This is a genomic window from Rhodoferax sp. (genome assembly GCF_014859475.1).
GTDB lineage: Bacteria > Pseudomonadota > Gammaproteobacteria > Burkholderiales > Burkholderiaceae_C > Rhodoferax.
Map to the genome: position 1 here is coordinate 1 of NZ_JACUUE010000050.1, position 15,451 is coordinate 15,451.

Annotated in this window: 12 protein-coding genes; 6 read left to right on the forward strand and 6 right to left on the reverse strand. The window is 62.0% G+C overall.

Features of this window, described 5'->3' with window-relative positions:
* Positions 1-363 precede the first annotated feature (363 nt).
* From IBX54_RS06730 to IBX54_RS06750, 5 genes are all read left to right on the forward strand, one after another.
* Entirely contained in the window at positions 364-1,356 is a 993-nt protein-coding gene (locus IBX54_RS06730) for an ROK family protein (protein ID WP_296541895.1), read from the forward strand.
* Positions 1,357-1,514: 158 nt separating this feature from the next.
* The gene (locus IBX54_RS06735; protein ID WP_296541896.1) at positions 1,515-2,765 is read left to right on the forward strand and encodes an ABC transporter substrate-binding protein; all 1,251 of its coding nucleotides are present in this window, start codon (positions 1,515-1,517) and stop codon (positions 2,763-2,765) included.
* 401 nt (positions 2,766-3,166) lie between these two features.
* A complete protein-coding gene (locus IBX54_RS06740) occupies positions 3,167-4,045 on the forward strand; it encodes a carbohydrate ABC transporter permease (protein WP_296541897.1) in 879 nt (292 codons plus the stop codon).
* 13 nt (positions 4,046-4,058) lie between these two features.
* Positions 4,059-4,913 carry a carbohydrate ABC transporter permease gene (locus tag IBX54_RS06745; protein ID WP_296541898.1) on the forward strand — a complete coding sequence of 285 codons (855 nt, stop codon included), beginning with the start codon at positions 4,059-4,061 and terminating at the stop codon, positions 4,911-4,913.
* Positions 4,914-4,929: 16 nt separating this feature from the next.
* Positions 4,930-6,003: an ABC transporter ATP-binding protein gene (locus IBX54_RS06750; RefSeq protein WP_296541899.1), complete on the forward strand. Its 1,074-nt coding sequence runs from the start codon at positions 4,930-4,932 to the stop codon at positions 6,001-6,003.
* 21 nt (positions 6,004-6,024) lie between these two features.
* Here IBX54_RS06750 and IBX54_RS06755 read toward each other — a convergent pair whose 3' ends face one another.
* The 6 genes from IBX54_RS06755 to IBX54_RS06780 are packed head-to-tail and all read right to left on the reverse strand — an operon-like array spanning position 6,025 to position 14,687.
* The gene (locus tag IBX54_RS06755) at positions 6,025-8,538 is read right to left on the reverse strand and encodes an EAL domain-containing protein (RefSeq protein ID WP_296541900.1); all 2,514 of its coding nucleotides are present in this window, start codon (positions 8,536-8,538) and stop codon (positions 6,025-6,027) included.
* Positions 8,539-8,557: 19 nt separating this feature from the next.
* Positions 8,558-9,979 (reverse strand): sensor histidine kinase, encoded by a 1,422-nt coding sequence (locus tag IBX54_RS06760; RefSeq protein WP_296541901.1) that lies wholly within the window; start codon positions 9,977-9,979, stop codon positions 8,558-8,560.
* A 16-nt stretch (positions 9,980-9,995) separates the two neighbouring features.
* Positions 9,996-10,700, reverse strand: coding sequence for a response regulator (locus tag IBX54_RS06765; RefSeq protein WP_296541902.1), 705 nt, complete (start codon positions 10,698-10,700; stop codon positions 9,996-9,998).
* A 22-nt stretch (positions 10,701-10,722) separates the two neighbouring features.
* Positions 10,723-12,006 (reverse strand): multifunctional CCA addition/repair protein, encoded by a 1,284-nt coding sequence (locus IBX54_RS06770; protein WP_296541903.1) that lies wholly within the window; start codon positions 12,004-12,006, stop codon positions 10,723-10,725.
* 1 nt (position 12,007) lies between these two features.
* Entirely contained in the window at positions 12,008-12,688 is a 681-nt protein-coding gene (locus IBX54_RS06775) for a glutathione S-transferase family protein (protein ID WP_296541904.1), read from the reverse strand.
* 7 nt (positions 12,689-12,695) lie between these two features.
* Entirely contained in the window at positions 12,696-14,687 is a 1,992-nt protein-coding gene (locus IBX54_RS06780) for a lytic transglycosylase domain-containing protein (RefSeq protein WP_296541905.1), read from the reverse strand.
* Positions 14,688-14,696: 9 nt separating this feature from the next.
* On the opposite strand from IBX54_RS06780, the gene IBX54_RS06785 reads away from it, so the two are divergent.
* Positions 14,697-15,296 carry a 5-formyltetrahydrofolate cyclo-ligase gene (locus tag IBX54_RS06785; protein ID WP_296541906.1) on the forward strand — a complete coding sequence of 200 codons (600 nt, stop codon included), beginning with the start codon at positions 14,697-14,699 and terminating at the stop codon, positions 15,294-15,296.
* The last annotated feature ends 155 nt before the right edge of the window (positions 15,297-15,451 follow it).

Sequence of the window (15,451 nt, forward strand, 5' to 3'; positions counted from 1 at the left end):
CGGCAGTCCATGCAGTCCGGGGTCATGGATTGCGTCACTTCGTTCGCAATGACGGCCATTTGTGCAACGACGGGACTGTTCATGGAAAGTTCAATGCCATCGCACACGCGCCGTGGAAGCGATTTGGCCATTGGCTGGGCGAACGCGGGCGCAGGATCCATTCAAAGCGAAAACTCATAGCCCCAGAACCGACCCTGCCAAGGTGTAGCAACCAGTGCGCCATTGCCAATACGATGGCGCGCGGCAACTCGCAAACCGCTCACAAACCCTTCAGCAATGAAGTACAGTTTGGTGCCGGTCTGAGCGATGATTACGGTCGCGCCTGATACCGATCTGACCAATGCATTTATGAAAACACATCCTATGACAACCAACGTATTAGCCAATGGCTTTCGCCTGCCCGCAGGCCGTGCCCCGGTCGCCTGTGTCGATATTGGCGGCACCAAGGTGGCGGTCAACATCGTCGATGCGCAGGGCAGCCGCGGCAAGCTCACAGAACCCACCGCCACCCGCGGCCAGAACGATGCGCTGGCGCAGCAGATCATCCGGCTGATCGGCCAGAGCTGCGCGCTGGCCGGGGTTCAAAGCTCGGCCATAGCGCGCGTGGGTGTGTCGTCCTGCGGCCCTTTCGTGCTGAACCAGGGCCTGGTCGAGTTGGCCGCGCCCAACATCTGCGGCGGCCTGGCGGGCAAGGCGCGCGGCCTGCCCAACGACTGGCAAACGGCACCGTTAGAGGCGCCCTTGCGCGCCGCGTTTGCCCAAGTGCGGGTCGAAAACGACGGCATTGGCGCGCTGGAAGCCGAACGCCGCTGGGGCGCACTGCAAGCCGACGGCGTGCCGCTGGCCAACTGCGCCTACGTGACCTGGAGCACCGGCATTGGCACCGGCCTGTGTGTCGATGGCCATGTGCTGCGCGGCAAGAACGGCAATGCCGGCCATGCAGGCCATCTGTTTGTCAGCGACAACTCAGATGCCCTGTGCGGCTGCGGCAATGTGGGCGATGTGGAAGGGCTGGTGGCCGGCAACGCCATTGCGCGGCGTTTTCAGCCCCTGGGTTACCCCGATGCAGCGGCGCTCTTCAAAGCCGCCTACGCCGGTGATCCCCAAGCCATCGGTTTGATTGACGACCTGTGCCGGGTGATGGGGCGCATGCTGTACAGCCTGATCGTTACGCTCGACCTGCAACGCATCAGCATTGGCGGCAGCGTCTATTGGCATCACCGCGCCTACCTGTTGCCTCGCCTGCGCGCCGTGGTGCAAGGCAAGTTGCCCGCCCTGACCAATGGCTGCGAGCTGGTCAGCGTCGGCTTGGGCGAGCGCGTGGGCGACTTTGGCGCACTGGCGCTGGTGGTTTAAGTCCGTTCGGTCACCCGAGACTTACCAAGGGTAAATACTGCTTGCGACTTGCTCCGAATTAATTAACAATTAATTAATTCGCGCAACGTGGTGTCTGCACGAAGCAACCCGAGCCTCGGGGCCAAATTGGTGTTCCAGGCAAATTTCAAGGAGAAGACATGATCAAACTTACCCAATTGGCCACGGTCGTGACAATGGTGGTGGCGGGCAACACGGCAATGGCCGGCGAAGTCGAGGTGCTGCACTGGTGGACCGCTGGCGGCGAAGCCAAGTCAGCCGCCGAGCTGAAAAAAATCATGCAGAACAAGGGCCACACCTGGAAAGATTTTGCCGTGGCGGGCGGTGGTGGTGACAACGCCATGACCGTGCTCAAGAGCCGTGTCGTCGCGGGCAACCCGCCTGCTGCCGCGCAGATCAAGGGACCCGCCATTCAGGAATGGGCGAGCGAGGGCGTGCTGGCCAATCTGGACGCCACCGCCAAGGCCGAAAAGTGGGACAGCCTGCTGCCCAAGGTGGTGGCCGACGTCATGAAATACAAAGGCAATTACGTTGCCGCCCCGGTCAACGTGCACCGCGTCAACTGGCTGTGGGCCAACGCCGCCGTGCTGAAAAAAGCCGGTGTCGCAGGCGCCCCCAAGAGCTGGGACGAATTCTTTGCTGCCGCTGAAAAAGTCAAAAAAGCCGGCTTGATCCCGGTGGCGCATGGTGGCCAGAACTGGCAGGATTTCACCACCTTCGAATCCGTGGCGCTGGGCGTTGGCGGTGCCGGTTTTTACAACGACGCCTTTGTCAAACTAGACCAAAAGGCGCTCACCAGCCCCACCATGACCAAGGCGCTGGAAACCTTCCGCAAGGTCAAATCCTACACCGACCCAGCCTCCCCTGGGCGTGACTGGAACCTGGCCACGGCCATGGTGATCCAGGAAAAGGCTGCCTTCCAGTTCATGGGTGACTGGGCCAAGGGCGAGTTCACCGCCGCCGGCAAGGTGCCGGGCAAGGACTACATCTGCGCCGCTGCCCCCGGCACCGCCAACGCCTTCACCTTCAACGTCGATTCGTTTGCCATGTTCAAGCTGAAAGATGCCACCGCCCAAAAAGCGCAAGCCGACCTGGCTGCCGCCATCATGGGCACCGAGTTCCAGGAGGTTTTCAACCTGAACAAGGGCTCGATCCCGGTGCGTCTGAACATGGATATGGCCAAGTTCGACGACTGCGCCAAGCTTTCCAGCAACGACTTTGTGGCGACTGCCAAAACAGGTGGCCTGGTGCCGTCCATCGCCCATGAAATGGCGGTTCCGCCCGCGGTCTCGGGCGCCATGAAGGATGCGGTGAGTCAGTTCTGGAACAACGACAAAATGAGTGTGGCCGACGGTGTGAAGAGCATTGCCAAGGCGGCTGCGACCCGGTAAAACTGTGGCACGCGGGAGACCGGGACACTGTTTACCCGTATCCGCAGCAGGGCTGGGGTACGTGTCGCCGCTCATGTCCCCCGCCCTGCGGGCTCCTCCTTTACTTCGCTACGACACATACCCCAACCCTGCTGCGTGACGCTGCGGGTTTACTGACAGAAAACCAGCACCGGACCGGTTCTGACTTTGATTCACTTGTTTGCAAATCAAAGTCCTTTCGGGACCTGATGGGGTGGGTGTTTCCCGCAGTGAGGTAAAGGAGGAAACCCTAGGCCGCAGGCTTAGGGTTGGGGGACACGAACGAAGGGGAATACCCGCCCCGTCAGGTGGGGCAGCAGACGCCAGCGCACCAGCAATGGACTTTGGCAGTTTGGAAGTTCTGAACCAAAGGCAATATAGCTATGAAATCCTTTGAAAACGTGTTACCAAAGTTGGTGATCGCGCCGGGCTTTGTGCTCGGGTTCGCCTTCATCTACGGCTTCATGATCTGGAACGGCGTGTTGTCCGTGACCAACTCGCGCATGCTACCCAACTACGACGAGTTCGTCGGCCTGGCGCAATACGCCCGCCTGTGGGAAATGGACCGCTGGTACGTGGCGCTCAAAAACCTCGGCATTTTCAGCGTGCTGTATGTCGGCGGCTCGATGCTGCTGGGCATGCTGCTGGCCATTTTTCTGGACCAGAAAATCCGCTTTGAGGGCGTGATTCGTACCATCTACCTGTACCCGATGGCGCTGTCGTTCATCGTCACCGGCACCGCCTGGAAATGGATTTTGAACCCCAGCCTGGGCCTGGAAAAACTCATGCACGACATGGGCTGGACCAGCTTCAGCTTTGACTGGCTGGTGCAGTCTGACACCGCCATCTACTGCGTGGTGATTGCCGGCATCTGGCAGTCGGCCGGCTTTGCCATGGCGCTGTTCCTGGCCGGACTGCGCGGCATTGACGACAGCATCATCAAAGCGGCGCAAATTGACGGCGCCAGCCTGCCGCGCATCTACTGGCGCATTATTTTGCCGGTGTTGCGACCGGTGGTGTTCTCCACCATTCTGGTGCTGTCGCACCTGTCGATCAAGGCGTTCGATTTGGTGATGGCGCTCACTGCGGGTGGGCCGGGTTATGCGTCGGATGTGCCCGCCACCTTCATGTTCACCATGAGCTTTACCCGTGGCCAGATCGGTCTGGGGGCTGCCAGCGCGACCATGATGCTGGCCATGGTGGCGGCCATCGTGGTGCCCTATCTTTACAGCGAATTGCGCGCCAAGCCGCATGAGCATTGAACCAGGAGTGACCATGAACGCAAAAAATCTTTCCCGCTTGGCGGTGTATGCCGTGCTGGGGGTGGCTGCCTTTTTCTTTCTGGCGCCGCTCTATGTGATGCTGGTGACCTCCTTCAAGGATGCCGAGCAAATCCGCTCGGGTAACTTGCTGAGCCTGCCCACCAGCCTGAACTTTGCGTCCTGGACGCTGGCCTGGTCCACCGCCTGCACCGGCGTCGATTGCCGTGGCCTGAAGCCCTATTTCTGGAATTCGGTACTGATGGCGGTGCCGGCGGTGCTGATCTCGACCGCCTGGGGCGCCCTGAACGGCTACGTGCTGAGCATGTGGAAATTCAAGGGCTCCGACTTGCTGTTTGGCTTCATTTTGTTTGGTGTCTTCATGCCGTTCCAGGTGGTGCTGCTGCCCATGAGCCAGGTGCTGGGCTTCATGGGTTTATCAAGCTCGATTGCCGGCCTGGTGCTGGTGCACTGCCTGGCGGGCATGGCCGGCACCACGCTGTTTTTCCGAAACTATTACACCGCCATCCCGCGTGAACTCATTCAAGCCGCGCGCATGGACGGCGCGGGTTTCTGGCGCATTTTCTACCGTATCGTGATCCCGATGAGCACGCCGATTTTGATGGTCACGCTGATCTGGCAGTTCACCAACATCTGGAACGACTTTCTGTTTGGCGTGGCGTTCAGCGGCGCCGACAGCAAACCCATCACAGTCGGTCTGAACAACATGGCCAACACCACCAGCAGCGTAAAAAGCTACAACGTTGACATGGCAGCGGCCATCATTGCCGGCCTGCCGACCATGCTGGTCTATGTGCTGGCGGGGCAATATTTCGTCAAGGGTCTGACTGCCGGTGCGGTCAAAGGTTAACGAGGACACATCCATCATGGCAGCTTCACTCCACATCGCGGGCATCCGCAAGGTTTTTGGCAAGGGCGACAAAGCGGTCGAAATTCTGAAAAAAATCGACATCGAGGTCGCCCCCGGCGAATTTTTGATTCTGGTGGGCCCCTCGGGTTGCGGCAAGTCCACCTTGCTCAACATCATCGCCGGACTGGAAGAGCCGACCGAGGGCGAACTCAAAATCGCCGGCAAAAACGTCGTTGGCATGGCCCCTGCGCAGCGCGACATTGCCATGGTGTTCCAGAGCTATGCGCTCTACCCCACCATGAGCGTTGCCGACAACATTGGTTTTGCGCTGGAAATGCGCAAGGTGCCGCCGGAGGTGCGTAAAAAGCGCATTCAGGAAGTGGCTGCCATGCTGCAAATCGAGCACCTGCTGGATCGCCGCCCGGCGCAGCTCTCGGGCGGCCAGCGCCAGCGCGTGGCCATGGGGCGCGCTTTGGCGCGCGACCCGCAACTGTTTTTGTTCGACGAGCCTTTGAGCAACCTCGACGCCAAGTTGCGCGTGGAAATGCGCGCCGAGATCAAGCGCCTGCATCTGGTCAGCGGCATCACCACAGTGTATGTCACACACGACCAGATCGAGGCCATGACGCTGGGCAGCCGCATTGCGGTAATGAAGGATGGCATTCTGCAACAAATCGGCACACCCGACGACATCTACCGCCGCCCGGCCAACACCTATGTGGCCGGGTTCATTGGCTCACCCACGATGAATTTCATCCCGGGCGAGGCCAGTGGCACCGGTGAAAACAGTGTGTTCACGTTTACCGGCGGCAGCCTGGCCCTGCCCTGCCCGGCCGCCGGCAAGGTGACGCTGGGACAGCGCCCGGAACACATCCACCTGCAAGACGATGCCAGTTGGCGCGGCCAAGTCACGCTGGTGGAGCCCACGGGGGCTGACACCTACGTGGTGGTGAAAACCGAGGTCGGCCTGATCACGGTGCGTACGCCGCCGAGCACGCAGGTCAAAATTGGCGATGCCGTGGGCATGGCAATCAGCGCCAACCACAACAACTGGTTCGACGCACAAAGCGGCTTGCGCCTGCCATCCTGAGACACGGCACGACGCGGCGGCTCACACCGCCAGGTCCAGCGCCTGCTCGGAACCGAACACCATGGCCTCAAAGGCTGCGGCATGCACCGGGCGCGAATACAGGTAGCCCTGGGCGAAATCGCAGCCTGCTGCTGTCAGCAGATCGCGTTGCTCAATTGTTTCCACCCCTTCGGCGATCACCTTCATGCCCAAGGCGTGGGCCATGGCGATGATGGCCTGGCACAGCACGAGGTCAGTTGAACCGGACGTCAGGTCGCGCACGAACGACTGGTCAATCTTGATGAAGTCGATGTCAAATTTTTGCAGGTAAGACAGCGACGAATAACCCGTGCCAAAGTCATCCAGCGAGACGTTGATGCCTTCATCGCGCAACTTCAGCAACTGCTCGACCACGCCACCGCTGTTGGACAACAGCAAACCCTCGGTGATTTCAACCACAATGCTTTCACCGGGCAGCCCAAGGGTGCGAAGTTGCTCGATCCAGGGCGTATGCGCAGGATTCGGATTTTCAAACTGCAAGGGTGATTTGTTGACGCTAACCTGAAACTCGGGGTGCAAACTGCCCCGCCAGATAGCGACCTGGGCCGCCGCCTGGGCAAATATCCACTCACCGATCTCGACAATCAGACCACTGCTTTCGGCAACCGGAATAAAGTCGGCCGGACTGATCATGCCGCGCTGGGGATGTTGCCAGCGCACCAGGGCTTCAGCCTTTTGAATTCTGCCGGTAGCCAGGTTCACGATGGGCTGATAGACCACGCAGAACTCTTGCGCCGACAGGGCAGCGCGCAGGTCATGCATCAACTGGGCGCGTTGCATTGCCGCCTCCTGCAGCGCCGCTGTGAAAAAACTGAAGCGGTTGCGCCCGGCGGCTTTGGCCACATACAAGGCCTGATCGGCATTTTTGAGCAGGTCCTCCACCTCCTGGGTGTCGGTGGGATAGACCGTGACGCCCACGCTGGCCGACACAAAAACCTGGTCCAGACCCAACTGGAATGGCGCATTCAGGGTATTGAGCAGCTTGGGCAGGATGCTCTGCAGACTCGACTCATCAGACAGCGCCGTAATGATCACGGTAAATTCATCGCCGCCCATGCGGGCCACCGTGTCGACCTCACGCAGGCAGCGCAGGATGCGCCGCGCCGCCTCCACCAGCAAGTCGTCACCACGGTCATGGCCGAGCGTGTCGTTGACCTCCTTGAAATGGTCCAGATCGATGAACAACAGTGCCAATTTGAAGTGATTGCGGCGGCATTTCTTCATCTCCTGAACCAGCCGCTCACGCATCAAACGGCGGTTGGGCAAGCCCGTGAGCGCATCAAAGTGCGCCTGCTGCCAGACCAGTTCATCGGCCGTCTTGCGCTCGGTGATATCGGAGTGGATGCCAATCATGCGCAGCGGCTGACCTTGCGCATCACGGCTGATCACCATGCCGCGGCTGTGCACCCACTTCCAGCTGCCATCCTTGCACAGCACCCGATGCTCGCTGCTGAGCGTGGGCGTGGAACCATCGAAATGGGCCTGCCGATCGAGCTGCAATTGCGCCATGTCTTCGGCATGGACCAGCGCGTCCAGCTCGGCCAAGCTGGGCTTGAGCTCGCCGTCTTCGTAGCCATACATGCGCAGCAAATTGGGTGACAGGTACTGCTCTCCAGTTTGCACCTGCAAGTCCCACAGGCCGTCACCCACACTCTCGAGCGCCAGTTTCCAGCGCGCCTCGCTGTCGCGCAATGCCAGCTCGGTTTGCTTGCGCCGGGTAATGTCCTGCACGATCGAGGTGCGCTTGACGGCACGGCCATCGACCCAACTGGTGGTGCCGCGCGAATGCACCCAGATGCGCCGTCCTTTCAGGGTGAGCATTTCAACCTCGAACTCATGGCTGGCGTTTAGCTGCTCCGACGGCTGCAACGAGGCATCAAGGATGGCCAGCGCCTCGGCGGTGAACAAGGGCCTGACCGTCACCGGGGTCGGTGTGAAGGCTTGCGGGGTGGTCTCGAAAATACGGTACACCCCGTCGGTCCAGGTGACCTGGTCGAGTTCCAAGTCAGTTTCCCAGCCACCCAGCTCGGCAATGGCCTGGGTCGCAAAAAGCATTTGATTGGCCCGTTTGCGACCCGCCTCTGCTTGCACGTAGTCGCTGACATCAACATAAACCTGAACCATGCCGCCACCTGAGCGCCTTCGGGTTTGCACCTGCAAGGTGCGCCCCAGGTGTTTCAGTCGCAAGACATGGTCCGCAATTTCGGCCTGGTCGTCGTCCATCTGGTGCGAGTGGTCGAGCGGATGCGGCGCGCCGGCAAAATCGCCGCGCTGCATCTGGCAGTCATAAAGCTCCCGCCAGGACGGGCAACTGGCCAAAAATTCTCTCGGCAGGTCCAGCATTTCAGGCAGGCAGTCATTGAACACACTGATGCAGCCCTCGGCATCGAAGGCACAAACACCCTGGCTGATGCTGGCCAGCAGGTCTTGCCAAATTTGCGCCGTCTCTTGTCCGATGTCGTTTTCTGTCTGCATATTGAACGTGATTTTTACCATAAAACAGTGATCCTGAGGGTCACGCAACCGCGCTTGCGTGACGCACCGGCAACCACAACTGCACCCGTAAACCGTGCGGCCGGGCTGCCAGCACCCTGGCTTGTCCGCCATGGCGCTGGGTGATTTCAGCCACAATCGCCAAGCCCAGGCCACAACCGCCCGGCACATCGCTGGCACGCCAGAAGCGCTCGAACACGTGCGGCAAATCTTCAGTTGACAGGCCCGCGCCATTGTCTTCGACTTCGAGCAAAACCTGTTCACCCTGCGGCTGCACCCTGATGGTCACTTCGCAGCCTGCACCGGCGTAAGTCAGGGCGTTGTCGATGAGGTTGTTCAGGGCTTCCCGCAGCAAGAATCCATCGCCTGGCAGCATGAGGTGGTCTGCGCCTTCGTAGCCGAGGTCGATGCCGGTCTTGAACGCGCGCGGGGTCCAGTCGCGGGCCACCTCGCGCGCCAGGGTGGCCACATCGAGCGGCTGCAAATTTACCTCGACTTCGTTGCGCGCCAGCGACAGCAACTGGTGCACCAGGTGGGCGCTGCGCCGGGCACCGGCGAGCACCTTGGTGAGCCGCTCGCGCAGGGCCTGTGGCTCTTTTTCAGCCAGCGCCAGTTCGGTCTGGCTGATCAGGCCCGCCAGCGGCGTGCGCAACTGGTGCGCGGCATCATTCAAAAAGCGCTTTTCCTGGCCCAGGCTGCGCCGCACTGCCGACAGCAATTGGTTGACCGCAGCGGCCAGCGCATGCACCTCCTGCGGCGCCTGCGTCATCTCGATGGGCGACAGATCAGACAGCGCCTGGTGGTGCCGGTCGCCCAGTTGCGCCTGCAACCGTCTCAAAGGCTGCAAGCCGCGCGAGATGCCGCCATACACCAGCGCGCTCAGCACCATGACCAGCAGCAGCAGCGGCGCCAGCATGTCGGCAATCAGCTCGGTGGTCAGACGCTGTTGCACCGCCAGGCTTTTGGCCACCTGCACGCGCAGGCGCTGGGGCGCATCTGCGTCTCCGTAATCGAGCTCCAGCAGCGCCATGCGCATGGGCTTGCCGTCCACCCGGGCGTTGTAGAGCAGCGCCTCGCGGGTTGGCACCAGCAGGTCTTCAGACGGTCCGGGCAGCTTGCCGTTGCCCAGCAAAAAACTGCCCGGCGGGCTCGACACCATGTAACTCACACGGTCGGTGGGGTCCTGCTCGATGATGTCCTGCGCAGCACGCGGAAAGTCGATCAACAGGCCCGAGCCAATCGGCTTGACCTGGCGCGCCAGCGATCGCACCGATTGCGTCAGCGACTGGTCAATGGCCTTTTCGGCGTACTTGAGCGCCATGCGATAAGCCAGCGCACCCCCCACCAAAAACAGCACCAGTTGCGGCAGCAACAGCCACAGCAACAACTGGCGCTTGAGCGACAGGCCCTGCCCGCTGTGATGCGTTGGGATGGCAACAGTCATTTGCACGCAGCGATATTCAGTCGCTATGGGTTTCCAGCATGTAGCCCAAACCGCGCACATTGCGAATGTTCAGACCCGAGTCCACCAATTTGCGCCGCAAACGATGGATGTAAACCTCCAGCGCATTGGAGGCCAGCGCACCTGGCTCGCCGGGCTCGCTTTGCCAGCTCTCCAGCACATCCTCGCGGCTCACCACGCGCCCGGCGTGTGTCACCAGCAGCGACAGCAGGGCCCATTCACGCTGCGTGAGTTCCAGCGCCTCGTCGCCGAGCCAGGCTTGCGGCAAGTGCGCATCAACCCGCAGCGGCGGCTCGCTGTGGCTGCTGGCCAGCTCCAGCGAGCCGCCGAAAGCAGGCAGGCGTGCGCGCCGCAGCAGCGCCCCCAGGCGAGCCTGCAGCTCGGCCATGTCGAAAGGTTTGGTGAGGTAGTCGTCAGCGCCCGCGTTGAGCCCCTGCACCCGGTCATTGACGCCGTCGCGCGCCGTCAGGATCAGCACCGGCAGCGCCGGCAGGCGCTTGCGCACCCGGCGCAACAGTTCCATGCCGCTGATTTTTGGCAGACCCAGGTCAAGCACCACGCCATCAAAACGCTGGGTTTCCAGCAAGGTTTGCGCGGCCTCGCCGTCGGCCGCCGCCGTGACGCTGTAGCCCGCCTGGGCCAGCTGCGCGCACAGGCCGTCGCGCAGCAGTTCGTCGTCCTCAATGATCAGCAAATTTGACATGGGGCAAGCATACCCGAGGCGTTCATGAAACCGCAGCGGTGGCAGGCGCGCCAGTACAGCTCGCCAGTTGTAACGCCCTGACGCGGGCCTGGTGAATGCGTTCGCCGATTTTTTTGCCGGCGACCCCGGCTTCCATGGCGCTTGCGGCAATGGCTTTGGTATCGAGCGTTTGCACGACAGACAGCACATCGCGCAGTTTCTGGCGCTGCGCATAGGTTGCCTCGGCGTAGCCCAGGCGTCCGCGTGCGTCGCATTCGCAGGCCAGCAAGGCCTGGCCAAAGCGCTCGGGCTTGCGCAGGGCGTCGCAGCGCTCCAGCAGCCGCACCAGGGCAGCGGCATCGAATTCGGTAGATCGATGGATGTTGCTGTGCTCGCTCGCCACCATGTCGGCGAGCTCGCGGCAGTCGGCAGGCACGCGCAGGCGCTCGCACAAGCCGCTGAGCAACTGGGCGCTGCGCTGCTCATGGCCCAGGTGCCGCGGCAGAATGTGCGTCGGCGTGTTGCCCTTGCCCAGGTCATGACCCAGGCAGGCAAAGCGCACCGGCAGCGGCGCCTGCAGGCGCGCGCTCATGTCGAGCACCATCATCACATGCACGCCGGTGTCCACCTCGGGGTGGTAGTCGGCGCGCTGCGCCACGCCCCACAGGCAATCCACTTCGGGCAGCAAGCGGGCCAGCGCGCCGCAGTCGCGCAGCACCGCAAACATGCGCGAGGGTTTGGCCTCCATCAGGCCGCGCGAGAGCTCCTGCCAGACGCGCTCGGGCACCAGGTGATCGACCTCGCCACTGGTCACCATCTGGCGCATGAGCTGCAAGGTTTCAGGGGCCACCGTGAAGTCGGCAAAACGCGCGGCGAGGCGCGCCACGCGCAGGATGCGCACCGGATCTTCGCGAAACGCCGGGCTGACGTGGCGAAACACTTGGGCCGCCAGGTCTTGTTGGCCGCCATGGGGGTCGATCAGTTGCTGCGCGTCCCATCGGCCATCGGGGCCCACATGGCCCGCCGCCACTGCCATGGCATTGACCGTGATGTCGCGCCGCGCCAGGTCTTCTTCCAGCGTTACACCAGGTGCCGCGTGAATGGCAAAGCCGTGGTAGCCCGGCGCAGTCTTGCGCTCGGTGCGCGCCAGCGCATATTCATCATGGGTTTGCGGATGCAGGAACACCGGAAAGTCTTTGCCCACCGGCACAAAGCCCTGCGCCAGCATGTGCTCAGGCGTGGCACCCACCACCACCCAATCACGGTCTGTGACGGGAAAGCCCAACAAGGCATCGCGCACGGCACCGCCAACCAGAAAGGTTTCCATCTCAGCGGTGCAAGCGGTAAGGCTCTTCAAAGTCAAGGAAGTCGTGCTCGGCCAGCGCGCCATCGATCCAGGCCTTGACAACCGGCAGTGCGCACACCCGTTGCACGTAGGCCGCAATGTCGGCGGGCAAGGGCAACGCGTAAGTGACCAGGCGCATGCAAACCGGCGCAAAGTAGGCATCGGCCACGGTGAAACTGCCAAACAGCAGCGGCCCACCGCTCATTTGCAGACACTGCTGCCACATGGCCACCAGGCGCGCCACATCGCCGCGCACGGCAGCCTGATCGCGCCAGATCAAGGCACCCTGTTCGGGCAGGCGGGCCTCGATGTTCATCGGGCAGTAGCTACGCAGCCCGACAAAGCCACTGTGCATCTCGGCACAGATGCTGCGCGCGCGGGCGCGCGCAGGCTTGTCGGCAGGCCAAAGATTTTTTTCGGGAAACTGCTCGGCCACATACTCGGCAATGGCCAGCGTGTCCCACACCGTCAGGTCGCCATCAACCAGCACCGGCACCTTGCCGGTGGGTGACACATTGCGCAGTCTGGCCTTGAATTGCGACTCGGGCGTGAAGGCGTCAAAGCGCACCATCACTTCTTCAAACGCGATGCCGGCCAGCGTCAGCAGCACCCACGGCCGCATCGACCAGGATGAGTAGTTTTTGTTGCCAATGTAGAGTTTCATGGGTTTTTCAGGGTAAGTCGCGGTTCAAGACCAGTGCGCCATCAGGTGGGCCGACCTCGCCCAAACGGGCTTTGAGCGACTGGGTATGGCCGCTGATCATGGCGGCGTAGATGGTGGTGTTGGCCAGCACTTTTTTCACGTAGTCACGGGTTTCGTTGAAAGGCACGTTTTCGGCCCAGATGGCGGCTTCCAGCACCGGCGCGCCGGTCTGGCCGCGCCAGGCACGCGGCCGACCCGGCCCGGCGTTGTAGGCGGCAGCGGCCATCGGCATGGAGCCGGCAAAGTCGTCGAGCACCAGCTTGAGGTAGCCGGTGCCAATGGCGATGTTGGTGTCGCGCTCGGTAATCTGGTGCGGCTTGAAGCTGGTCAGGCCGATTTTCTTGGCTGTCCAGCGCGCGGTGGCCGGCATCACCTGCATCAGGCCGCTGGCGCCCACGCCCGAGCGCGCGTCCATGATGAAGCGGCTCTCTTGGCGGATCAGGCCATAGACGTAGGCCGGGTCGAGTCCGATCTCGCGGGTGCGCGCCAGCACTGCCTGCTTGTGCGGCATGGGAAAGCGCTGCGTGAGGTCGATCACGTTTTTGGTGCGCTCGCTGGTGTTGATGCAGCGGTCCCACACCTCATGCTGGCAGGCCAGGTCGGCTGCGGCCAGCAGCTCGCGGTCGTTCATGCCACCAGGCGTGTGCAGGTTGGCGCTGTAGTTCCATTCGCGCACGCCTTCGGAGCGCATGCCGATGGCAATGGCCGCCAGCGCGCGCTGCAAGCCGGGGTTGGTCCGCGCTTTGGCCTTTTCGGCGGCGGTCAAGGGCTCGGGCAAGGGGGGCGGCGTGATGGGAAGCCCCAGCTCTTCCAGCGCCAGCAACTCGTAAAAACCTTGCACTCCGGCCACGCTTTGCAGCAACTGGCGCGCCCGCTGCCGCATGGCTTGCGTAGGGGCGAGCGCCAGCATGGCCCTGGCACGCCAATAGACCCAGGTGGCATCCAGGGCGGCATCAGGCGTCATGGCCTCAATGGCGTTGAGCACGCGCATCCAGTCATTCTGGCGCAGGGCGGCACGGGCATACCAGGCCAACTGCGCGTCCTGCATGGCAGACGGTCGGCCATTGGCAAAAAAATCGAGCGCATCGTCCGACAGCTTTTGCGCGGCTTGCGCGCCAATGGCGGCCCAGGCCCAGTCGCGCTGGTTTGGGTGAAGGTGTTGTTGCCAACGGCTGGCCAGCAGTTCGGCGGCGCGCTGCGGCTCGGTTTGTGCCAGCCGGATCAGCGCCAGCACCACCAGTTCCTGGGTTTGGCGCTGGTTCGACAGTGTTGTGCGGGTCAAAAATTGCTCGGGTTTGCTGATGAGCGCGGTCCATTGCGCGCTGGCTTGCGGCGCCACCATGTCGAAGGCTTGCCGGGCCGCCGACACGCGCCGTAGTTCAAGCGAAGAGCGCACTTTTTGCCAGACAGCCTGGTCACTCAAAAGTTGACTATCAAGGTACGTTTGCACGGCAAAGGAACAGCCTTCGTCGTTGTTTCTCTGAGCCAGCCAGAGCGATTGGGCCTCTTGCGACATGTCCACTTTGGCCAGAATGTGCTCCATGGCCAGGGTGTAGCAGCGCACCTCGCGGTCGTCCTGCATGCGAAATTTGGAAGCTTCCAGCACAAAACGGCTCCAGTCGCGGTCTTTGCCCAGCAGCAGCAGCCAGTCATTGCGCAAGCGGTCTTCCTGGTAAGTGCCGGCAAAGCGGTTCAGGAAACTGTCGATTTCTTCAGGCGTTGCCGTATCCATCCGGGCGCGCAGTTCCCAGTAAGCGGCCCAGGGTGCCAGCACATGGCCCTGCGCGCGCGGCAGCAGCTCGGTCAGGCGCTCTGACAGGCCTTTGTTGAAGGCATCGCGCATCTCCAGAATGACGGCATCCGACGCGCTCACGCCGCTTGCCGCGCTTTGTGCCAGCGCTGGTACGCCGCAAAGCGAGCCAAGCAAGGCAATCAATGTCAAAATCGTTCTGAACTGCATGTGGTGATTATGAATAAATCTGACGAACAAAAGGCCCTTGAAAAAAAAGCTTTGCGCAAGCGGCTGGTCGAACAACGCCTGCGCATGCCCGGCCGCTTGCAGCGTGTTGCCATGCTGCAGCAGGTGATGCGCATCTGGCTGGTGGGTCGCTCCGACACCGTGATTGGCGCTTATTGGCCGATCAAGGGAGAATTCGACCCCCTGCCCGCCCTGCACCGCTGGAAAGAAGACGGCGAACTCATCGAGCAGCAGCAACTGCGCAAAATTGGACTGCCGGTGGTGGATAAAGTTCACAAAACCATGGCTTTTCACGCCTGGTACCCCGGCTGCCCGATGGAAGAAGACGCCTACGGCATTCCCAAACCCAAAGACACCGAGGTCATCACCCCGACGCTGCTCTTCGTCGCCTGCGTCGGTTATGCCCCCGGCGGCTACCGGCTGGGCTATGGTGGCGGCTTTTATGACCGCACCCTGGCCGCCTTGCAGCCGCGCCCGTTCACTGTGGGCCTGGGCTTTGGCACCGACTTTTTACCCGACTTCGAGCCCGAGCCACACGACCTGCCGATGGACGCCATCCTGAACGACCACGGCGTGGTCTGGCCGGTGTAGGCCAACAACAATCCTGCCCAGTTTTCCCACCCAGCGCGCTCAAGCCGCGCGCTTCGACCACATGCCCAATCCGCCTGCCGCACACCACACCTATTGCCTGAGCGACTTCGACTTTGCACTGCCAGCCGAACTGATCGCCCAGCACCCGGCGCCTG